At 39.9% G+C, this 21,667-nt stretch carries 16 protein-coding genes and 1 tRNA gene; 11 read left to right on the top strand and 6 right to left on the bottom strand.

All coding sequences use genetic code 11. The features are described from left to right. Position 1 precedes the first annotated feature (1 nt). Positions 2-1,306, top strand: coding sequence for a ribosome biogenesis GTPase Der (gene der / locus C7S20_RS03145; RefSeq protein WP_107011111.1), 1,305 nt, complete (start codon positions 2-4; stop codon positions 1,304-1,306). 125 nt (positions 1,307-1,431) lie between these two features. Continuing rightward, positions 1,432-4,200, top strand: coding sequence for an outer membrane beta-barrel protein (locus C7S20_RS03140; protein WP_107011110.1), 2,769 nt, complete (start codon positions 1,432-1,434; stop codon positions 4,198-4,200). 20 nt (positions 4,201-4,220) lie between these two features. On the opposite strand, the gene C7S20_RS03135 is transcribed toward C7S20_RS03140, so the two are convergent. Continuing rightward, positions 4,221-5,027, bottom strand: a complete 807-nt coding sequence (locus C7S20_RS03135; protein WP_107011109.1) for a helix-turn-helix transcriptional regulator — start codon at positions 5,025-5,027, stop codon at positions 4,221-4,223. A 272-nt stretch (positions 5,028-5,299) separates the two neighbouring features. Next, on the bottom strand, positions 5,300-7,441 hold the full coding sequence (locus C7S20_RS03130; RefSeq protein WP_107014074.1) for a glycoside hydrolase family 97 protein: 2,142 nt from the start codon (positions 7,439-7,441) through the stop codon (positions 5,300-5,302). Between the two features lie 234 nt (positions 7,442-7,675). On the opposite strand from C7S20_RS03130, the gene C7S20_RS03125 reads away from it, so the two are divergent. After that, positions 7,676-8,647 carry a glycerophosphodiester phosphodiesterase family protein gene (locus C7S20_RS03125; protein ID WP_107011108.1) on the top strand — a complete coding sequence of 324 codons (972 nt, stop codon included), beginning with the start codon at positions 7,676-7,678 and terminating at the stop codon, positions 8,645-8,647. 31 nt (positions 8,648-8,678) lie between these two features. Here C7S20_RS03125 and C7S20_RS03120 read toward each other — a convergent pair whose 3' ends face one another. Together C7S20_RS03120 and C7S20_RS03115 are read right to left on the bottom strand one after the other, a co-directional pair. Next, positions 8,679-9,317, bottom strand: a complete 639-nt coding sequence (locus C7S20_RS03120; RefSeq protein ID WP_107011107.1) for a fasciclin domain-containing protein — start codon at positions 9,315-9,317, stop codon at positions 8,679-8,681. 264 nt (positions 9,318-9,581) lie between these two features. Then, a tRNA-Phe gene (locus C7S20_RS03115) sits at positions 9,582-9,654 on the bottom strand. A gap of 105 nt (positions 9,655-9,759) precedes the next feature. On the opposite strand from C7S20_RS03115, the gene C7S20_RS03110 reads away from it, so the two are divergent. From C7S20_RS03110 to C7S20_RS03080, 7 genes are all read left to right on the top strand, one after another. Next, positions 9,760-10,491, top strand: a complete 732-nt coding sequence (locus C7S20_RS03110; protein ID WP_107011106.1) for a type III pantothenate kinase — start codon at positions 9,760-9,762, stop codon at positions 10,489-10,491. Further along, positions 10,488-11,744 carry a BamG family beta-barrel-assembly machinery protein gene (gene bamG / locus C7S20_RS03105; RefSeq protein ID WP_107011105.1) on the top strand — a complete coding sequence of 419 codons (1,257 nt, stop codon included), beginning with the start codon at positions 10,488-10,490 and terminating at the stop codon, positions 11,742-11,744. Before C7S20_RS03110 ends, bamG begins: the two co-directional genes overlap by 4 nt. 17 nt (positions 11,745-11,761) lie before the next feature. After that, positions 11,762-13,135, top strand: coding sequence for a tetratricopeptide repeat protein (locus tag C7S20_RS03100; RefSeq protein ID WP_107011104.1), 1,374 nt, complete (start codon positions 11,762-11,764; stop codon positions 13,133-13,135). Between the two features lies 1 nt (position 13,136). Further along, positions 13,137-13,706 (top strand): LPS export ABC transporter periplasmic protein LptC, encoded by a 570-nt coding sequence (lptC, locus tag C7S20_RS03095; RefSeq protein WP_107011103.1) that lies wholly within the window; start codon positions 13,137-13,139, stop codon positions 13,704-13,706. Next, on the top strand, positions 13,699-13,890 hold the full coding sequence (locus C7S20_RS19715; protein ID WP_107011102.1) for a hypothetical protein: 192 nt from the start codon (positions 13,699-13,701) through the stop codon (positions 13,888-13,890). The genes lptC and C7S20_RS19715 overlap by 8 nt, the downstream gene beginning before the upstream one ends. Before the next feature lie 5 nt (positions 13,891-13,895). Continuing rightward, positions 13,896-15,185, top strand: coding sequence for a hemolysin family protein (locus C7S20_RS03085; protein ID WP_107011101.1), 1,290 nt, complete (start codon positions 13,896-13,898; stop codon positions 15,183-15,185). 94 nt (positions 15,186-15,279) lie between these two features. Continuing rightward, positions 15,280-17,385 (top strand): peptidylprolyl isomerase, encoded by a 2,106-nt coding sequence (locus C7S20_RS03080; protein ID WP_107011100.1) that lies wholly within the window; start codon positions 15,280-15,282, stop codon positions 17,383-17,385. A 52-nt stretch (positions 17,386-17,437) separates the two neighbouring features. Here the strand turns inward: C7S20_RS03080 and C7S20_RS03075 are convergent, their stop codons facing one another. Both C7S20_RS03075 and C7S20_RS03070 read right to left on the bottom strand, forming a co-directional pair. Further along, on the bottom strand, positions 17,438-18,373 hold the full coding sequence (locus C7S20_RS03075) for a GYDIA family GHMP kinase (protein ID WP_107011099.1): 936 nt from the start codon (positions 18,371-18,373) through the stop codon (positions 17,438-17,440). Continuing rightward, complete coding sequence (locus tag C7S20_RS03070) at positions 18,373-19,689, bottom strand: hydroxymethylglutaryl-CoA reductase, degradative (protein WP_107011098.1); 1,317 nt, start codon at positions 19,687-19,689, stop codon at positions 18,373-18,375. Before C7S20_RS03070 ends, C7S20_RS03075 begins: the two co-directional genes overlap by 1 nt. A gap of 396 nt (positions 19,690-20,085) precedes the next feature. On the opposite strand from C7S20_RS03070, the gene C7S20_RS03065 reads away from it, so the two are divergent. Beyond that, positions 20,086-21,654 (top strand): peptide MFS transporter, encoded by a 1,569-nt coding sequence (locus C7S20_RS03065; RefSeq protein WP_107011097.1) that lies wholly within the window; start codon positions 20,086-20,088, stop codon positions 21,652-21,654. The last annotated feature ends 13 nt before the right edge of the window (positions 21,655-21,667 follow it).

The raw sequence follows: 21,667 nt of genomic DNA, 5'->3' as shown, positions 1-21,667 counted from the left end.
TATGGGCAATATTGTCGCGATCGTAGGAAGACCGAATGTAGGAAAATCAACTTTTTTTAACCGACTCATTCAGAGGAGGGAAGCTATTGTTGATGCTGTGAGTGGGGTAACCCGTGACCGTCATTATGGAAAATCAGATTGGAATGGGAAGAAATTCTCACTGATCGATACCGGCGGTTATGTGAAGGGCAGCGATGATATTTTTGAGGAAGAGATCGATAAACAGGTAGAACTTGCGATTGATGAAGCCGATGCGATCATTTTTATGGTCGATGTTGAAAGTGGGGTGACTCCCATGGATGAAGAGGTGGCCGTGCTTTTGAGAAAAGTTGATAAACCCGTACTCTTAGCCGTTAATAAAGTTGATAATAACAAGCGTCTTGAAAATGCTGTGGAATTCTATTCCCTGGGGTTAGGAGATTATTTCCCTATTGCCAGTACCAATGGCAGCGGCACAGGAGATCTTCTGGATGCGCTGATAGAGGCCCTGCCTGAAAATCAGGAGGAAGAAGAATCTGAATTGCCAAGATTTGCTGTTGTAGGCCGTCCTAATGCCGGAAAGTCTTCGTTTATAAATGCACTAATTGGCGAGGAACGTTATATTGTCACCGACATCGCGGGAACAACTCGCGATTCTATGGATACGAGGTATAACCGCTTCGGATTTGAATTCAACCTGGTAGATACTGCCGGAATTCGCAGAAAATCGAAGGTCAAGGAAAATCTTGAATTCTATTCGGTGATGCGTTCGGTTCGTGCCATTGAAAATTGCGATGTTTGCCTCGTGGTACTTGACGCGACCCGTGGGTTTGATGGTCAGGTTCAGAACATTTTCTGGCTGGCGCATCGCAATAACAAAGGCATTGTGATTCTTGTAAATAAATGGGATCTTGTAGAGAAAGAAACCAATACCATGAAAGAGTATGAGGCACAAATTCGAAGGGAGATCGAGCCTTTTACAGATGTGCCTATTCTTTTTATTTCGGTGCTTACCAAACAGCGTGTTTTTAAAGCGATCGAAACTGCGGTTAAGGTTTTTGAAAACCGAAGCCGTAAGATCAAAACCAGGGAGTTTAACGATATCATGCTTCCTATAATTGAAGGAAATCCGCCGCCTGCTTACAAAGGGAAATATGTAAAGATCAAATTCTGCACGCAACTGCCAACTCCATATCCGCAATTTGCTTTTTTCTGCAATCTGCCGCAATATGTGCGAGAGCCATACCGCAGGTTTTTAGAGAATAAACTTCGAAGTAAATTCGATTTCACCGGGGTTCCGATCAGCATCTTCTTCAGAAAAAAATAATTATTCCTGTTAAACCATTGAAAGAAAAACGGGTCTTAAGTATAAACCCGTACAATAAATAACTACAATTATAGTTTCAAAACTAAATATATAGTTATATTTGAATTTTTATTTAATTTCTTTTGATGAATTATAAATTACTTTCCCTGTTCTTTTTTATTACCGCTATTGGATTTTCCCAGGATTTCGAAATCACCGGTAAAATTGTAGATTCTTCTAAAATTCCTTTGCAATCGGCTACGGTATATGCTGAAAAAGTAAAAGACAGCAGCCTGGTGACCTACACCATTACCGAAAAGGATGGAAGTTTCCTCTTAAAAGGAACAACTGATGCCGATAAGGTGAATTTTTATGTGAGTTATACCGGTTTTGTTCCTTATAAAAAAGTGATCGAAATTGAGCCGAAAAAAAACCTGGGCAATATTCAGCTTCAGGTGATGGATAATGCACTTGAAGAGGTAAATATCGTTTCCAGCAGGCCACCCATTACCGTAAAAAAAGATACGCTGGAGTTTAATGCCGAATCCTTCAATACCCGGCAGGATGCGAATCTTGAAGACCTCATGAAAAAGCTCCCCGGCGTTGAAGTCGATACCGATGGGAATATTACAGTAAACGGGAAACCTGTGTCCCGAATTCTGGTAAACGGAAAGGAATTTTTTGGGAATGATCCTAAAATTGCCACTAAAAACCTTCCGAAGGAGATCATCAGCAAAGTACAGGTAACCGATACCAAAACCAAAAGCGAAGAATTTACCGGAAAAGCTGGAAATCCAGACGATAAAACAATCAATATCCAACTAAAGGAAGACAAGAACAAAGGTTATTTCGCGCGGGCTACTGCGGGTGGGGGATCCGATGAACGCTATGAGCTAAGCGGGATAGGAAACATCTTTAAAGACAAAATGAGACTGAGTGTACTGGCGAGTTCGAATAACATCAATAGTTCCGGTTTTAGTTTCGATGAGGTCTTCGACATGATGGGGCGCAATGCCCGCTCCATTAATTTTAACAGCAATGGCTCTTTTGGTATTAATGGTGTGTCCTACGGCAATTCTGGAGGTATCACCAAATCTGAAACTGCCGGTATCAACTATACCAACGAGTGGGAAAACGATATTGAGTTTAATGGAGATTATTTCTTCGGAAGGAACGATACGGAAACAAGAACAAAAATAGAGCGGGAGAATATTCTGCCAGATTCCCGTTATTTTGTTAATTCTCTTCGTGAAAGTAATCTCCAGAATGACAGTCATCGCGCCAGTGCCCGGTTCGAAATAGAATTCGATACCCTAACCAGGCTTTCTATTAGTCCGCGTTTTAATGCCAATCTGGGAACTTCTATTCGAAACAGGGAAGAAGAGACACTGGATGCCGGAAAGGAGCTTCAGAATTCTACTGTGACCCGTGAAATGGAAGATCTTGAAAGCCTGAATTTTTCTAATAATATTGATTTTATTCGCCGATTTGGTGCACGGGGCTCCTACCTGCAATTTGAATTCAATACTTCCCTTAACCGGCAGAAAAATGACAATTTTTACTACTCAGAAAGCTTGTTCGTGAATGACGCGGGGCAAAATCAGGAATTCCAGGATCAATACATAAATGAAGACAGGAAAGAAAATACTATCGAGACTGAGATCGCCAAAAGAAGCGTCCTCGCCGATAAGCTGTTCCTGGATGTGAAATATGAGCTGGCAACCTCAAAATCTACAAATACCCGCAATGTATATGAAACTGAAAATGGGGCTTATACCAAATTCAATGAATTCCTTAGCAACAGTTTCCAGGTGCACAGTTATATTCATACGCCTAATGCAGGGCTCAATTATGAGGGAGAAAAATGGCGGGTACATTCTGAAATTGGTCTTTTAAGCACCACCTTGAAAACCGATAATTTCATGGAGGATGTCACTTTTGATAATACCTATAACAATGTGTATGTAGATGCCAGCGTTCGTTATAATCCTGAACGTTCAAGAGGAATTTATTTAGGCTACAGCACATCAGCTGATGTTCCTTCCATAAGACAATTACAGCCGGTTGAAGACCGAACGAATCCGCTAAACATAGTGGTTGGAAATCCTGAATTGGAACCGGCTTTTAACCAGCGTTTCAGATTTAATTACCGCAATTTTGATTTTGCCACCCGAAGTGGGATCTTCAGTTATTTAAATCTTAATTTCACCGATAACCGGGTTGTGGCGGTAAGCCAGGTAAATGAAGATTTTGTTCGCAGGACCACTTATTCCAATGTTGATGGAGTGATCAATGCCAATTTGGGCGGATCTTATTCGAAATCTTCAAAAAAAGATGCTCGTGAATTTCGGTACCGCCTGAGCTTTAATGGCGGCTATAATCGCAATGTCGGGTTTATCAATGCTGTCAAATATAATTCAGATCAGTTTAGTGTAAGTCCCGGGATACAATTTACCTACGCTATTGAAGATGTTTTCGAGATCACCCCGGGTTATCGTTTTGATTATAATGACATCAGTTATGATATAAACAGGGAAAGGGATCAAAGTTATGCCAATCAGACACTCTCTTTGGAAGCAACTTCTTACTGGCCCAAAAATGTGGTTTTCGGGCACGATATCTCTTTCAACAAATACGGAAATGTTTCACCGGGATTTGATAATACCGCCTTTCTTTGGAATGTAAGCCTGGGATATCAGTTTCTAAAAGACAAAGCCACACTTAAGGTGAAGGTTTACGACCTTCTCGACCAGAATGTAGATACGCGCCGTATAGTAGGTGATGACTATATTCAGGACGTCAACAATTTAATTCTAAAAAGGTATGCCATGCTGAGCTTTACCTATAAGATTAGCAGTTTTGGCGGAGGACAGGCACCGCAAAAAAGAGGCGGTGCGAGATTTATAAGAATGTAATCTCGCGGAAACCCTAATTCTTAATTCAATGAAATCACACCACCAGTAAGGCATTTCGCAATAAGTTCGGCTGTATTGCTACAGCCGGTCTTTTTTAGAATATTACGCCTGTGGGTACGAATAGTATGTCCCGAAAGGTTCAGGAAATCTGCTATCTCCCGGGCACTGAAGCCTTCTGCAAGCATAGTGGTGACTTCTTTTTCCCGTTCGGTTAACAAATCCTGAATATTATTACCCCCAAACTCTGATGCATTTGGATTAAAAATACCTTCAGAGGTGTCAATATTGTAGTATGATTTTCCATTTTCAAAATGAATAAATGAGATATCAGTAGTGCTGTTGATCTTTAAATGGGAGACATCGCTGTGAAGACAAAAAACATGTTGAAGCTTACCTTCCTCGGTTGAAGAAAGAATAGTTGCCTGGTGGAGCATGGTTCTCACAAGGCCTTTTAAGTCACGTAATTTGTAAGAATATATGAGTTTATAATCACGAACTTCAGAAGGATTTAGAAACCGGTTGTAAAAATCTTTAATAACCGCTTCTTTTTTAGCTATTCCCGGCATTTCTTCGGCTAGAGCGGTATTCAAAAGGTCACTCATCGAAATTTGTGAAAGTTCTTTATTGACAAATTTTTGTACTGAAGGGGAAATCTCATCCAGTGTAAGATTGTGTAAATTAAGAATGTAATAATAAGAATGCCCTGGGGACAAAAGGCTTGCAATGTGCTTAAATTCGGGGGAGGTTTTATAAGGTTTATAATTTTCCAGATTTTCAGAATACTCTTTTTTCCAGTAGGTTAAGATTTTATCTAAATCTCTATTCATTAAAATTCCAATTTAACTTAAAGATAATGAAAATAATGCGAACTCTTAGTAAAATTAGGCGTTTTGAGGGAATTCAGAAGTGGCGATAAACGTTCAAGTAGAGATAAAATAAAAATACCCCGAAGAAGACCGCTCGAGGTATTTTACTTTTCTGATATAGCTTACGAAAAAATTTTAGTCCCTACACCAAAAATTAATCCGAATCCAAACATCAGTTATCAAATTTAACTGAAGCCCGGCAGATAGCCAATACCGCATTTGCGGTATTTTAGCTATAATTTTGGGAGGTTTTTAACCTCTTTTTTGTCTGCTGCTATGATGCTAATCGCATATCCGCCACCTTCTACCGATGCTTGTGAAAGTTTGGATTTATTAGTTACCCGATATTTTTTAATAGTATAAGCCTGCGGATTTGTTTTATAATCGGCGTCTTTTGCGTCGGCGTAAACAGTCGCTAAATAGACCTTGTCGGGATCGAGAAAATCAAAACTGATCTTGCTGGTTCTGGTCCTTTTTCCATTTACATTCCCAACAAACCAGTCGTCGCTGTTTTTTTCTTTTCGGGCCACGGTAATGTAATCTCCGGGTTCAGCTTCCAGATAGATGCTTTTGTCCCATTCCACCGGCACGTCTTTTATAAATTGAAAAGCATCCGGGAAACGCATATAATTCTCGGGTAGGTCGGCTGCCATTTGCAGCGGACTATACATCGTGACATATAATGCAAGTTGATTCGCGATCGTACTGTTCACATGAGATTCGTTATCGGGATTAAGCTTGCTCAGGTCCATTTCAAAAATTCCCGGAGTGTAATCCATAGGTCCTCCAAGGAGCCGGGTAAAAGGAAGGACCGTCACATGGTTGGGTTTTGAGCCGCCAAAAGATTGGTATTCGGTTCCCCGCGCCGATTCGTTGGCGATCAAATTAGGCCAGGTTCGTGCCAGGCCTGTGGGTCTTACCGCTTCATGCGCATTGACCATAATATGATAATCGGCTGCTTTTTTTAACGCGTACAGGTAATGATTTACCATCCACTGGTTATAATGGTTCTGGCCTTTTGGAAGAATATCTCCCACATAGCCGCTTTTTACGGCATCATAGCCATACTTTTTCATAAACTGATAAGCTGTGTCGAGGTGGCGCTCATAATTTCTGACGGAAGAAGAGGTTTCGTGGTGCATGATCATTTCCACACCTTTGCTTTCAGCATACTTCTGAATTTCCTCCACGTCAAAATCGGGATATGGAGTTACAAAATCGAAAACATATTCCTTGGAATGTCCAAACCAGTCTTCCCAGCCAATGTTCCAGCCTTCCACCAGGACGCCGTCAAAACCATTTTCCGCGGCAAAATCGATGTATTTTTTTACATTTTCAGTAGTGGCACCGTGAGTTCCGTTAGGTTTGGCTGCTTCATAATTGGTTTCCCCAAGCTTCACCGCCTCAAATTCATCGGTATAGGCCCAGGTACTTTTCCCGGTGATCATTTCCCACCAGACTCCCACATATTTCATAGGTTTTATCCAGGAAGTATCTTCAATTTTAGAAGGGTCGTTGAGGTTATAGGTCATTTTTGAAGCAAGAATATCCCGGGCATCGTCGCTTACCATAATGGTTCGCCAGGGAGTGACCGAAGGGGCGATCATAAAAACTTTGTCCCCATTCACATCGGGAGTCAACCAGGCTTCAAAAACCATATTTTTATCATCCAGGTTCAAATGCATGGTCGAGTATTCCTTCAGCGCCGCTTCATGAAGATTGATGTAGATTCCGTCATCGGTTTTCATCATCAGTGAGGTTTGTACTCCAGTTGGCGAAAAAGAGGTCTGTGAAAGGTTTCCGGTGATCGATTTTTCCATTAATCCCCGAATTTCAGAAAGTTTTGATTCGGTATAATCATATTCCTGAGTGTCATAATCGCCCGGGATCCACCAGGCGGTATGATCTCCGGTCATGGCAAATTCCGTTTTTTCGTCTTCGATCACGAAATGTCCCAGGCTATCCTGTTGAGGGAATTCATACCGAAAACCGAGGCCATCATTAAAAAGCCGAAAACGGATAAGCATTTTTCTTCCGGTCTCTTCCTGATTAAGGGTAACGGCAAGTTCATTATAATGATTCCTGATTTCCTTTTCTTCGCCCCAAACCGGTTTCCAGGTATTATCATAACTGGAAGTGGTGGTGTCGATAATGGCAAAGCCGTCAATAAGATCTTCACCTTCCTTTAGATCAAAACCGAGCGCACTTGGTTTTATTACCGGTTCATTTTTATAGGAAAGCTGATAAAAAGGTTTTCCTTTTTCATTCAGCGAAAACTTCATCTCGAAATTACCATCAGGTGATTCCAGACTTTGTGATAGCACCAATTGTGGAGCGCCAAGTATAAGAAAGCAGATAAAAAGTAGTTTCTTCATCATTATAGAATTGAACTTTTTGAAAATAAGAAATGTAAAGATATGGAAGCTTTCCATTTTGTACGAATCCTTTAGAAGGAGTTTCATTTAACTGAGCAAAAAATTAAAATTTTTATACCATAAAAATCTATTGCAACTTGGCCCAGGGAGATATAAAAAAGTTAGGAGAAGTTTCAAAAATTCCTTGAAAACGACGTGGTATGTTTAACTTTGGAAAAACAAATCAAAAGAGATATGAAAAATATTTCTAAGAAACATCTAAAGGAAATCTGTAAAACCTGGATGTGGCTTATTATAGTGAGTCTTAGTCTTTTCTCCTGTAAAAATAAAAGTAAAGAGGAAAAAGTATCCTTCCAGGAAACTTCAAAAATAGAAATCCAGGGGCATCGTGGAGAAAGAGGGCATTTTCCTGAAAATTCCCTGCCTGCCTTTATCAATGCTATAAAAGATAGCGCCGATGTTCTGGAAATGGATGTCGTGATCACCAAAGATCAAAAAGTAGTGGTTTCCCATGAACCATACTTGGCTTCCACCTATGTGCTTCAGCCTAATGGAGATTCAATTTCTCTGAAAGAAGAAAGGAATTTCAATATTCATGAAATGAGTTATGACAGTGTGAAAAAGTTTGATGCAGGTTCTAAAGGGAATTCAAATTTTCCCGATCAGCATAAAATGAAAACCTACAAGCCGCTATTATCAGAAGTTATCGATAGTGTAGAAAGTTTTGTTCGGCATAATGATCTGGAAGCTTTGGATTATAATATTGAAATTAAATCGGTACCTGAAGAATACGGTGTATATCAGCCTAAAACGGTATCTGAATTTGTAGACCTGGTAATGAAGGTAATGAAGGATCATCCAATAAAGGGAGATTTTAATATTCAGTCTTTTGATCCCGCCGTTCTTCAGGATGTTCATGATAGATATCCTAACGTAAAACTTTCCTATCTCGTCTATAAACCAGGAATAGAGAAAAATTTACAGGCGCTCGATTTCGTGCCAGAGATTTATAGTCCGTCTTATACCTTAATTGAAAGTGAGGAATTTATAGACAGCATTAAGAGGTATGATATGGAATTGATCCCATGGACGGTTAATGATACAGCTGATATAAATAAAATGATCAGATTGAAAGTTGATGGTATCATCAGTGATTATCCCGACAGGGTATTCGGACTTCTAAAACAAAAAAAGCTGCCGGAATAGGCAGCTTTTAAAAACGGGGTTTTAAAAATTACTACATTGGCAGGAGTACAGTATCGATCACATGAATAATTCCATTTGAAGCCGAAATATCGGCAGCTATAATTGTTGCCGTGTTTCCAATAGCGGTAATTTTTGCATTTGAATCTACACTAAAACTTTCTCCTAGGAGGGTATCAATATAGCGCATGTTCTTTTTAGGTACTACACTGTTTGAGGCTCTTCTGCCGTCAGTAACATGGTATAAAAGTACGTTAAGAACCAGATCGGCCGGAAGTTCTCGGATGCTTGAAATATTCAATGCCTCATAAAGTTTTGCGAAGGCTTCATCAGTCGGAGCAAAAACAGTGTATTGATCGGTACCATTTAAAAACAGGTCAACCAGGCCGGCATTTAATTCTTCATCAACATACTTAAGTGCATCTACTAGTTGAGTAAATCCGCCATTATCAATAGCGATTTGAGCGATTGGGTCTTCTCCTTTTTTAGGAGCCGGAGCTTTACTATCAGCATCTGTGCTATTCGAATTTTTTGCGGCGAGATCGAGTGTTTTAAAAATAGACATTTCGGTATTCATGTCTTGTTGATCGGCGCTTTCAGTGCTACAGGAAGCTGTAAAAATCAAAATGCTCATAACAGAGAGCGGGAGCAGTGTTTTTTTTAGAAATTTCATAATAAATTAATTTTCAGTTATTTATAGCTAAATGTATTTCTTTTTATTTTTTGTTTATAGTTATTGAGTAAAAATTAAACAAAAAATTATCTTTTGTTGAAGTAAAGAAGAAGAAATAACTTATTCTTTTCTATATCTGTTTCCATTAAGAAATCTATTATTTTTCGCTTTTGAAATTATATAGAATGAAAAGTAATGTTCTTGAAAAGGCGTGGATGGTACCCTAAACAAAAAAACCCGCAACATCGTTACGGGTTTCTTGGGTGGTGCCTCCAGGAATCGAACCAGGGACACAAGGATTTTCAGTCCTTTGCTCTACCAACTGAGCTAAGGCACCAGTTGCTTTTGAAAGCGGTGGCAAATATAATTTCATTTTTAGTAACTGACAAAACTATTTTTAAAAAAATGCTTTTGTAAATTTGGCATCCGAAGCCTTAAAAATATGAACCTGGTTATAGATGTAGGTAATACGGCCGTAAAAATGGCTGTTTTTCAAAATGATAAGCTTTTGAAGAAAGAAGTGTTCCCTGCAGATCAATTTTCGAAAAAATTTTTCCAAATCAAAGATTCTTACCCTCAAATAAAGGAAGCGATCATTTCTTCGGTCTCTCATGAAAATTCAGAGATGCTCCGCATGATAAGGGAATCTTTTCCACTTCTTGAATTTGATCAAAATGTAAGCTTACCTTTTGAAAATAAATATACGACTCCCAATACACTCGGCAAAGATCGTCTTGCCCTTGTCGCTGCAGCGGTGAAATTATATCCTGCTAAAAATGTGCTGATCATTGATTCGGGAACCTGTATTACCTATGACATAAAAACTTCTGAAGAAGTTTACCTTGGCGGAGCAATAGCTCCAGGCCTGACAATGAGATTTAAGAGTTTGCACAAGTTTACGGCTAATTTGCCGTTAATAACACCGAAGCCGGAGAATCCGCTGATTGGTAATTCAACCGCAACCAGCATTTTATCCGGAATTATTAATGGTCTGGAAATGGAATTAAAGGGTATGCTCGATGCTTATCGATCTGAATTTGAAGATTTAACAATAATTTTCACAGGTGGAGATAGTGAATTTTTGTCTTTACCATTAAAAAATAGCATATTTGCCAACTCAAATTTTTTGTTGGAAGGACTCAATTTCATTCTAGAATTTAACAAAACTCAATGATAAAACGATTTATAGTAATCGTAGCCTTTTTTTCCGCTCTATTTGCCGAAGCTCAGGAAAACGTTTCTTCACCATATTCTTACTACGGCATTGGTATTACCAATTTTAAAGGTACGGTCGCCAATCGCTCTATGGGAGGTTTGAATATTTATAATGACAGTATTCACATCAATCTTATGAATCCGGCTGCTTACGGCAGGCTCAGGCTAACCAATTACGCGATCGGTGCCAGCCATGACCGAATCAGCCTAAAATCTGATGTTGCCAGCGATAATGCCAAGATCAGCTCTTTAGATTACCTGGCGCTTGGACTGCCTTTGGGCGATGGTCTTGGAATTGGTGTAGGTCTTATTCCCTATACTTCGGTAGGTTATCGAATTGTAGATTTTCAGGATAATACCGCCAGTCGATTATATGGGAGGGGAGGTATGAATAAGGTATTTCTTTCGGCCGGTTATCAAATAAACAATCATTTTAGCCTGGGCGTGGATGCCAGTTACAACTTTGGGAATTTCCAGAATCGGCGTACTGTTGTCAGGGATGGAATTCAGCTGGGAACCCGTGATATTAATCGATCTGATATAAAAGGTTTTAATTTCAATTTTGGAGCCGAATACCGAACGGATATTAGCGAAGATCTTGAACTCTCTTTTTCCGGAACTTATTCTCCTGCGATCGATCTTAATTCAGACAATTTCAGGGAAGTTTCCACGATCTCTTTCCTGAATGGAAGTGAAATTGTTGTGGATAAACAGGAAATTGACGTAGAGAATAGTAACTTTACTTATCCGTCAAGATTAATAATAGGCGGCGGTATAGGCAAAAGGAATAATTGGTTCATAGGTGCTGAGTATGTCAATGTGGGTGCTTCTTCCTACCAGGATAGTTTCAGCTTTAGGAATGATGGAGGGCAATTTGAAGATGCTTCCCAATTTAAGATTGGTGGCTTCTATATACCCGAATTTGACTCTTATACCAGTTATTTTAAACGGGTTGTATACAGGGCAGGTTTTCGCTATGAAGGTACCGGTTTGATTGTCAATGACACCTCTATTAAAGAGTTTGGCATATCTTTTGGTTTAGGACTACCAGTTGGATTAAGTTCGAGAGATCCTTTCTCCAACATAAACCTTGGATTTGAGCTTGGCCAAAGAGGTACCAAAGATGCGGGCTTAATCGAGGAGAATTATTTAAAGCTGTCTATAGGCTTGTCTTTAAATGATAAATGGTTCACAAAACGTAAATTTAATTAACCACAATAAACAAGAAAATGAAAAAGAGATTTCTAGCACTATTTGCTGTTGCCCTGTTAGGTTCAGGGGCTGTGAGTGCGCAATCTGACGATTGCGTTACTATGGCTGCTCTGGCTTACGACGATGCTAAGGCTAAAAATTATGAAGCGGCTTACCCCGCTTTATTAAAAGTAAAAGAAAAATGTCCAAAGTACAGTCTTGCTACCTATCAATATCTTGAAAGAGCTTTGGAATACAAAATAGATAAGGCTTCAGGTGATCAGAAAAAAGAATTTATTCAGCAATTGATCGATACCTGGAAACAAAGACTTGAACTTTATCCTGATAAAACCGAAAAGGGAAAAGTTTATTCTGACATTGCCCTGCCTAAATTCGATAACAATATCGGCAGTAAAGAAGAGCAATATAAGGCTTTCGACAAGGCTTTTACTGAAGATAAAGAGAATTTCACCAGCCCAAAAGGACTTTATGCCTACTTCGATTTGATGGTAGATATGCAGGATGCGGGGAAAAGAAACCTTCAGGATGTATTCGATATTTACGACCGTGTAATAGATAAGATCGAAGAAGAGGAAAACGACGCGGCTGAAGACCTTGCTCCCCTTTTGAAAAAGCAGGAAAACAACGAAAAACTTACCAGTAAAGAGGAAAAGCAAATCAAATACGCTGAAATTAACCTTTCTAACTATGCGAAAGTAAAAGAAGCGCTTAACGCAAAACTTGGTGCAAGAGCCGATTGCGATAACCTGATCCCTCTTTATAAAAAGGATTTCGAAGAAAAGAAAACAGATATTGCATGGTTAAAAAATGCCAACGCGAGACTATCTGCTAAAGATTGTACTGAAGATCCATTATTCGTCAAGGTTTCTGAAGCATTATACAAACTGGAACCTTCTGCTTCTGCAGCTTATTCACTAGGTCAGACCGCTGAAGCAAATGGTAATTACTCCAAAGCACTTCAGTATTATAATGAAGCAGCGAACCTTGAAACCAATCCTTCAGATAAGGCTAAGATCTACTATAGAATTGCAAATAACTATAAAGACAAAGGAAACTTCTCCCAGGCAAGGAACTTTTACAAAAAAGCTGTAAATGCAAAACCTTCCCTAGGTAGTGCGTGGCTTCAAATCGCCAGCATGTATGCTCAGAGCGCTAACAATTGTGGTGACGACGCTTTCACCAAACGTGCCGTGTACTGGCTGGCTGCCGATTATGCCGCGAGAGCTGCAAGGGTAGACCCTTCAATTTCTGGCAATGCAAATCAGGCTGCTGCTGCCTATAGAGGTAGAGCGCCTCAAAAATCTGATGTATTCCAGTCTTCATACAATCCTGGAGACGCGATTCAGATTGGTTGCTGGATAGGGGAGACTGTCCGCATCCCTAATCAATAAGATGAACATTACATATAGTAATATTATTTCAGGCATTGTCACGCTCATCGGCGTGACAATGCTTTTTTCATGTGAGGGTAATTTAAGGGAAGTGCGCGCTCTCGATCTTGAAGAAGATGCGCCACAGGCAATAGCCGAAGGTATAAATTTGAAATTTACCGATTCAGGCAGGCTGGTGGCTACTTTAAAAAGTCCTAAAATGCTGGATTATACCAATAAGTCTTTTCCTTATCGCGAATTTCCCCAGGGTGTGGAAGTAGAGTTTTTTGATGAACAGGATAAAAGTAATCGGGTTACTGCCGATTATGGTATCGTTTATGAAAAAACCAACCTTATAGATCTGCAGGGTAATGTAAAGATCATAACCGCCGATAGTACCCGTCTTGAGGCGAGCCAGTTATTTTGGGATCAAAACCAGAACTGGGTCTTTACCGATAAGCATAATACCATTCGTTTTCCTAACGGAGCGCTCAACGAGGGGGAAGGTTTTGATTCTAACCAAAATTTCGGTAATTTCCGTTCAAGAACGAATACCGGAGTCCAAATAATTGAAGAAACTAATGATGAGTAAATTTTTCAGGTATTTCGAATACGCCTATCTTTTTTTTGCCGCTTTTTTCATTTTCGAAGCTGTAAGAATTTGGAACACTGAAAGGAACAGAGCTTATTTGTTCCTGTTTTTCGTGTTGATCGCGGTTTTTATGTTCTTTTTTAAGAGGCGTTTTCGGCATAAATTCGAAGACCGTAACAAATAACCCGCATGGAGGTTGAGATACTTATTATTATTGCCTGTCTTCTTCTTTCAGCATTTTTTTCGGGAATGGAGATCGCTTATGTTTCTTCCAACAAGATCTTCATCGAAATTGAAAAACGACAGAATGATTTTCTCGCCAATATCTTAACACGCCTTACCAGGAAACCTTCCAAGTTCATCGCGACCATGCTGGTGGGAAATAATATCGCACTGGTAGTGTATGGTTTTTATATGGGAGACCTCCTAATGGCCTGGGTCGAATCATTACGGCCTTTGCACAGTGATCTGCTCAACTATATTTTTACAGATTTAAGCCTTTTCACCCAAACGCTCATTTCCACCCTTATCATCCTGCTTACTGCGGAATTTCTACCAAAAGTTTTCTTCCAGATCTATGCGAATACCATGCTGAAATTCTTTGCGGTACCCGCTTACCTGTTTTATATCGTTTTTAGTTTTATTTCATCTTTTGTGATCTGGATATCCGATCTTATTCTGAAAAGGTTTTTTAAAACCGAAGGTGATGAAGTGCAGCTTGCTTTCAGCAAAGTGGAGCTGGGAAATTTTATCACCGAACAAATGGAAACGGTAGAAGAAGATGAAGAGGTTGACAGTGAAATTCAGATTTTTCAGAATGCACTGGAATTTTCTGATATCAAAGCACGCGAGGTAATGATCCCAAGAACTGAGATTATCGCTGTAGACCAGAATCAGGATCCCAAAGATCTGATAAAAACTTTTACTGAAACCGGTCTTTCCAAGCTGCTGGTTTATAATGAAACCATCGATGATATTATCGGGTACGTCCATTCTTTTGAACTCTTTAAAAATCCTTCATCGATAAAATCGATCCTGCTTCCCGTAATTTTTGTTCCGGAGACTATGTGGGTGAAAGATGTATTGAACATTCTTATTAAAAAAAGGAAAAGTATTGCGGTGGTGATCGACGAGTACGGTGGAACGAGTGGGATGATGACCGTAGAAGATATCGTGGAAGAATTATTTGGAGAAATTGAAGATGAACATGATTCGGCTGTACTTATCGAAGAGGAACTGGCAAAAAATCATTATAAATTTTCCGCTAGGCTCGAGGTAGATTACCTCAATGAAACCTATAAGCTTGATTTGCCTGAAGGTGAAAACTACGAAACCCTCGGCGGTTTTGTGGTCAATCATACCGAAGAAATTCCGCAGGAAGGAGAGCTGATACATATTGAGGATTTTGAAATAAAAATTCTCGAAACCTCCAATACGAAAATCGAATTGGTAGAGCTGAAAATCAAACCTGAAGATTGAAAATTTAAAGTTAATATTTTGCTAATTTTAAATTTTATTATTAGTCTAAAAGCCTTATTTTCGCCCCCTGTATTTTGATAAATTTTAAATTCAAATGGCTGTATTAAATAAAATCAGACAAAGGTCTGTTTTTCTTATTATCATAATCGCGCTGGCACTTTTTTCTTTTGTACTTGCCGATTTGATCAAGAATGGAGGTTTTAACTCCAAAAGCTCACAAAATGTTATTGCTACCGTAAATGGTACTGATATAGGCAGAGAAGAATTTGCCCGCGAAGTAGAAAACCTCCAACGCAATATGGGAGGACAAATGAGTACCACGCAAGCTGTAAACCGTGTGTGGGATCAGAAACTTCGAGAGGTGATCCTTCAAAATCAAATTGAAGATCTTGGAATTAGAGCTGGAGAAGCGCAGATCATAAATATCTTAAGTGCCCAGATGGCTGGAGATCCACGTTTTACCAATGAAGCCGGAATGGTTGATGAAAACAGGATTAAAGAGTATATGGCTACGCTTAAAAGTACCTCGCCTCAGGCATATGAGCAGTTAACCAAAAATATAGCTAAAAGCGCTCGTATAAACACCTATTATAACATGATAAGTGCAGGGGTTGGTGCAACAGTCCTTGAAGGGGAGCAGGCTTACAGGTTCAGAAATGATAATATCAGCCTCGAATTTGTAAAAATTCCTTACTCCAGTATTCCTGATGAAAAAGTTGAAATTTCTAAATCGGAAATAAAAAATTATATCAAGGAGCATCCTGCCAAATTTAAAACTGAGGCTTCACGAAGTATACAATATGTGGTGTTCAATGAAGAGGCTTCACCTGAAGATAAAGCAGAGGCTAAACAGGAGCTAACTAACCTTCGCAATCAACGGGTAGAATACAATGCAGCTATTGGAGCAAATGATACACTTCCAGGTTTTAACGATACCGATGATTATGCTGAATTCATAGACAATAACTCAGATCTTCCCTTTGATAATTCCTTTAAATTCCGAAATGATCTTAAAGGGAAATATGCCGATTCAATATTCAAATTAAAGGAAGGTGAGACTTTTGGTCCTTACGAAGAGAATGGCTACTGGAAAATCTCCAAAGTTATTGAAGCGAAGAAAATCCCTGATTCTGTAAAAGCAAGTCATATTCTTATAGCCTACCAGGGCTCCGCTCCTCAGGCTACCAGGACCAAAGCCCAGGCAAAAGAGCTGGCTGACAGCATCGCGGGAGTGGTGAAAAAAGACAAATCTAAATTTGCCGATCTTGCTGCAGAATATTCAGCAGATACTTCAAATAAAGACAATGCTGGTGATCTTGGATATTTTACTCCGGGAATGATGATCCCGGCCTTTAATGATTTCGTTTTCCAAAATTCTGAAGGAGACATAGGAGTGGTGGAAACGCAATATGGATATCACGTGATATACATCGAAGATCAAACCGAACCTGCACCCGCGGTAAGAGTTGCTACTCTGGCCCGTGAGATCACTCCGTCAGAAGGTACTATGAACAAGTTGTTCAATGAGGTTACCAAATTTGAAATGTCGGCGAACGAAAATAATTTTAACGAAGTTGCCAAAGAAGGTAATTATGATGTGAAAACCGTTCGCGATATGAAGGCGCTGGATGAAAATATTCCCGGTGTGGGATCTGAAAGACGTATCGTTCAATGGACTTTTAATGAAGATACTGAAGCTGGAGACATAAAGCGCTTTGACACTTCGAACGGATATGTGGTTGCTCAGTTAATTTCTAAAAATGACGCGGGACTAATGAGTGTGGAAGAAGCTTCTTCTATTGTAACTCCTATCCTTCGAAAAGAAAAGAAAGCTGAAATGATCAAAAACAACATCAAAGGCAATACTCTTCAGGAAATTGCTTCCAACCATAACGTACAGGTTGAGCAGGCAGATGCTGTTAACCTGAATACGCCTACACTGCCAGGAGCTGGCAAGGAACCAAAGGTTGTAGGTACTGTTTTTGGCCTGAAAGAAGGAGAAGTTGCCGAGCCTATCGCTGGTGAGAAAGGTGTTTTTGTGGCAAAATTGCTGAGCAGGTTTAAGGCTCCTGAGATGGAAAACTATACTTCCTACGCTCAACAGGAAACAATGGAAAGAAGAGCTCAGGCCACTTCCCGGGTTTTTGATGCCCTTAAAAAGAAAGCCGATATTGAAGATAAAAGAGCGAAGTTCTACTAGAACAGGTCTCTAAAAAAAACATAATGAGCCTCACCTTTTGGTGGGGCTTTTTTTATTTAATCAGTTCCGTATAATCAAAAATGGTAGAATAGCCTTTTCTGCGGAAATATTCCTTTTCTTTTTCGTTGCCGATCGCAAGGATGAAATCACCGCCCCAGCCTCCAAGGCTTTTCAAAGTGCCCGGAAAATCGGGAAACAATTGATTCTTTATTTTAGGAAGCTTGATCGCCTGCGAGATCAGGCTTTCATGTGCTTCTAAAAGCAGCCTGAACTGCTCCAGGTTTTCCGATTCTAAAAGCTGCGTGGTAATTCCTGATATTTTTTTTACCAGTTCGGCATTTTGGTCTTTAGACTGTTTGCGATAATGGGCGATCGCTTCCCGACTGTTCTGTTTTCTATTGAGGTAAACAAAAAAAAGGTGCTCAACGAATTCTGGTGCAAAGTGTGTTTTAAAGCTTTCCGGCCCATGTTCGGTGATTTGGAAAAGTACCGGCTGGTCATTTGATGCCGCCGCAATATCATAACCGCTGCCCCCAAAGGTTCTTTCCAGGAGTAGATAATGATCGATATTTAACCACTGCGCGAGGTTGTTTATGAGCGTTGAAGAGGTCCCGAGACCCCATTTTCGGTTAAAATCCAGCCGATTTGTGATCTTATATCCTTTGCCTGAAAATGCATTCTTATTAAGCTTAAATGCTGCATTCAATATTTGTTCGAGTCTTTCGTCTATGGCTTTTCCTTCCGGATCATCAGGTGAAAATTCATCTTTTTTTACCGATTTAATTCTATCGGCTTCAATGCTGAAATGAGATTCAAACCATAACTTTCCATTTTCATCAAAATTATGCCATGCTATTTTTCCTTCCGCGGCAGATTCTACGATCATAGTTTGTCCTTTCTTAGATGGCAATGCCAAAGCCAGAGCTCCATCTAATACCGCGTACTCACCCGTTAGCAGAATTTTTCCGTTGCTTCTGAAGATCTGCATCAGGAACGAAGTTTTTCGAGTTGTTCCACTACGCTGCTGTGGGTAATAGTATGATGTGTGAAAAATTCTATCATGATCTTCTTTTCTTCATCGGTTGCTTTATACTGGTTGAGAATGTTCATGAGGTGCATTTTCATATGTCCCTGTTGAATTCCGGTAGTGACCAAAGAACGCAGGGCGGCGAAATTTTGTGCCAGACCGGCCACCGCAGTAATCTTCATCAATTCTTGGGCAGAAGGTTTCTGAAGAATATCCAGGGCCAGTTTAACCAGGGGATGAAGGCCTGTGAGGCCGCCCACTGTTCCTAAAGCCAGGGGAAGTTCGGTCCAGAATTTAAAGGTACCGTCAACAATTTCGGCATGAGAGAGGCTTCTGTATTTTCCGGTTCGGGAGGCATAGGCATGTACTCCTGCTTCCACCGCCCTGAAGTCGTTTCCTGTAGCCAGGACCACTGCATCGACGCCGTTCATAAGTCCTTTGTTGTGCGTTACTGCGCGATAAGGTTCTATTTCAGCGATTTTGACCGCCTGTATAAATTTTTCAGCAAATTCTTCTCCGGTCATTTCGGTATTCTCGGTAAGCTCTTCAACCTTGCAGGACACCTCGGCTCTCACCAGGCATTCCGGAACGTAATTCGATAGAATACTCATGATTATTTTCAGGTTCTTTTCTTCCGCAGAAAAAGTATCTTCTTTAGAGGCTTCTTCAGCCAAAACTTCGGCAAATTTTTCAAGACAGGAATTTATGAAATTTGCGCCCATGGAATCGCGGGTGTCAAAGGTCACAAATAGCTGATAATAATGCTCCATTTCAGAAGTCTTGTCCTTCAGCTCGATGTTTAAAATTCCGCCACCGCGCTTTTCCATATTTTGAGTAATATGCTGCACCGCTTCATGAAAAAGAGGTTTGATCCTGCTAAAAAAGGCCTTTAGCTTTTCAATATTTCCGGTAAAAAGAAAATGAACCTGACCTATCTTTTGGGTGCCGAGGATTTCAGCTTTGAATCCGCCACGCTCGCTCCAGAATTTGGCTGCCTTACTCGCTGCTGCCACTACTGAGCTTTCTTCGATCACCATTGGTAGGGTATGGTAAGAACCATTAATAAGAAAATTTGGCGCCAGTCCTAATGGCAAATAAAAATTGGTAACAGTATTCTCTATGAATTCATCATGCAGTTTTTGCAGTTTTTCATCTTCATTCCAGTACTGTTTCAATACTTTCACAGCACCCGCATCATTCTGAAGGTAATTTTCTGCAAGCCAGCTTATTTTTTCATTCTTGCTTAATCTCGAAAAGCCGATAACCGGTTTAGCCATTTTTTAATATTTCAGAAGCCCAAAGATACAATTCCTATTTTTCTGATTCTTTAGCCTCAAATGAATACTTCTTATTTCGGATAAATTATTTTAACAGTTTGTTAGTATTTTAATGCCTACAATGATATTTTTTTGATGAAATTTTAGTAAACTTGGCCTTCATTAATTATTTCTTAAATAAATGAAGTTCGACGAAATACTTATTGTATCTGTACATGCAATATTTTTATTTCTCATCATTTCAGGTCTTCCAATAATCTTTCAAAAGAAACCTGGTTTGGATTACTCAGGATTAAATTTTCATTTTATTTTCAATTCCATTTCCATTACTGCCACTTTTTTGGGAACGGGCAGGATCAACTTCATTTTTAATAGCACAAAAAAACAAAACATTCAATGGCAACAAGCGAGGTTAGGGTAAAACAAAAAGAGCTTTTCGGGCATCCGGTAGGGCTTTATATTCTCTTTTTTACAGAAATGTGGGAGCGGTTTTCTTATTATGGAATGCGTGCTATTCTTGTTCTGTATCTGGTAAGTGAAACAACAAATGATAATGCCGGCCTGGGCTGGTCTCAAGACGACGCGCTGGCGCTATATGGTTGGTACACGATGTTAGTTTATGTGGCTTCCATCCCCGGTGGGATAATCGCAGATAAGCTTTTGGGCCAGAAACGGGCCGTACTGATAGGGGGCATAGTACTGGTAGCCGGGCATGGGATTCTTGCAGTCGAAGAAATGTGGGCTTTTTATACCGGTTTAACGCTCATTATTACTGGCGTAGGATTCCTTAAACCAAATATCAGTACCATGGTTGGGGGATTATATAAAGAAGGAGATATTAGAAGGGATAAAGGATTCACTATTTTCTATATCGGGATTAACCTTGGAGCTTTTCTTTCCAGTCTTATCGTAGGATACGTGGGGGAAAATATTGGATGGCATTATGGATTTGGTCTGGCCGGTATTGCGATGGCACTTGGACTTATCAACTATGTTGCAGGACAAAAACACCTGGCGAATGTGGGGAACCTTCTTTCTAAAGTCGAAATGGATGAAGGCGCTTCACTCGGAAAATTATTTAAAGATCTTTTCCAGTCTCCACCGCAGTTAATCGTTTCTGCAATCCTTCTGGCGGCTTCTTTTTACGGGATGTTCGCAATGGGAATTGCTTACGGGTTACTTTTTATTTTTCTAACAGTAGTGATCGCTATGATGATGATGGTTTATAAAGATTTAACCACCAAAGTGATGAAGGACAGGTATGTGGTCATGTTGCTGTCTTTTATTCTCGTCATCGTTTTCTGGGGTGCTTTTGAACAGGCCGGGGGACTTATGAATATCTACGCCCTCGACAATACAGATAGAACCCTGCCTTTCACACTTCCTTTGATCGGAAATGAAGTTCCTGCCTCCTGGTTCCAGTCTTTAAACGCGATGTTCATTATTATTTTCGGACTCATCGTGGCTAATTACTGGGCTAAAAGAAAACTAAAGAATAAAGAGGCTTCTTCTATCTTTAAAATGGCAATTGGAGTTATTATCATGGGGCTGGGGTTTGTTTTTATGGTGTTTGCAGCGCTTCAATTTCAGGAAAAGGGATCTTCTGCAATGTACTGGCTGGTTCTGGCTTATCTTTTCCATACTATTGGTGAACTTTGTTCTTCTCCTGTTGCACTTTCGTTTATCACCAAACTGGCGCCCGTGCGCTATGCCTCTTTGATGATGGGGGTTTATTTTGCCGCCACAGGTCTTGGAAATAAAGTAGCAGGAATTGTTGGAGAAGCGGCTTCACAAGCCGGAGATATAGCAATTTTTTCAGGAATTACAATTTTCACTGTTTGTTTCGCTACTTTAGTGTTAATAATGCTTAAACCCTTAAAACGTTTGACTCATGGAGCCGAAGATAATGAGAGGGAAATGCTGGAGCAGGAGACCTACGAAATTTCAGATACTGAAAGAGAATAAACTTAAAAACTAG

It is taken from the genome of Christiangramia fulva (assembly GCF_003024155.1).
GTDB lineage: Bacteria > Bacteroidota > Bacteroidia > Flavobacteriales > Flavobacteriaceae > Christiangramia > Christiangramia fulva.
The sequence above is the reverse complement of the archived record's forward strand: the minus strand, read 5'-3'. Positions and strand labels throughout refer to the sequence as shown.

What these genes read in the sequence shown, in the direction of transcription:
- der (WP_107011111.1), top strand. Translation starts at nt 2, where the DNA reads ATGGGCAATATTGTCGCGATCGTAGGAAGACCGAATGTAGGAAAATCA.
- C7S20_RS03140 (WP_107011110.1), top strand. Translation starts at nt 1,432, where the DNA reads ATGAATTATAAATTACTTTCCCTGTTCTTTTTTATTACCGCTATTGGA.
- C7S20_RS03135 (WP_107011109.1), bottom strand. Translation starts at nt 5,027, where the DNA reads ATGAATAGAGATTTAGATAAAATCTTAACCTACTGGAAAAAAGAGTAT.
- C7S20_RS03130 (WP_107014074.1), bottom strand. Translation starts at nt 7,441, where the DNA reads ATGAAGAAACTACTTTTTATCTGCTTTCTTATACTTGGCGCTCCACAA.
- C7S20_RS03125 (WP_107011108.1), top strand. Translation starts at nt 7,676, where the DNA reads ATGAAAAATATTTCTAAGAAACATCTAAAGGAAATCTGTAAAACCTGG.
- C7S20_RS03120 (WP_107011107.1), bottom strand. Translation starts at nt 9,317, where the DNA reads ATGAAATTTCTAAAAAAAACACTGCTCCCGCTCTCTGTTATGAGCATT.
- C7S20_RS03110 (WP_107011106.1), top strand. Translation starts at nt 9,760, where the DNA reads ATGAACCTGGTTATAGATGTAGGTAATACGGCCGTAAAAATGGCTGTT.
- bamG (WP_107011105.1), top strand. Translation starts at nt 10,488, where the DNA reads ATGATAAAACGATTTATAGTAATCGTAGCCTTTTTTTCCGCTCTATTT.
- C7S20_RS03100 (WP_107011104.1), top strand. Translation starts at nt 11,762, where the DNA reads ATGAAAAAGAGATTTCTAGCACTATTTGCTGTTGCCCTGTTAGGTTCA.
- lptC (WP_107011103.1), top strand. Translation starts at nt 13,137, where the DNA reads ATGAACATTACATATAGTAATATTATTTCAGGCATTGTCACGCTCATC.
- C7S20_RS19715 (WP_107011102.1), top strand. Translation starts at nt 13,699, where the DNA reads ATGAGTAAATTTTTCAGGTATTTCGAATACGCCTATCTTTTTTTTGCC.
- C7S20_RS03085 (WP_107011101.1), top strand. Translation starts at nt 13,896, where the DNA reads ATGGAGGTTGAGATACTTATTATTATTGCCTGTCTTCTTCTTTCAGCA.
- C7S20_RS03080 (WP_107011100.1), top strand. Translation starts at nt 15,280, where the DNA reads ATGGCTGTATTAAATAAAATCAGACAAAGGTCTGTTTTTCTTATTATC.
- C7S20_RS03075 (WP_107011099.1), bottom strand. Translation starts at nt 18,373, where the DNA reads ATGCAGATCTTCAGAAGCAACGGAAAAATTCTGCTAACGGGTGAGTAC.
- C7S20_RS03070 (WP_107011098.1), bottom strand. Translation starts at nt 19,689, where the DNA reads ATGGCTAAACCGGTTATCGGCTTTTCGAGATTAAGCAAGAATGAAAAA.
- C7S20_RS03065 (WP_107011097.1), top strand. Translation starts at nt 20,086, where the DNA reads ATGGCAACAAGCGAGGTTAGGGTAAAACAAAAAGAGCTTTTCGGGCAT.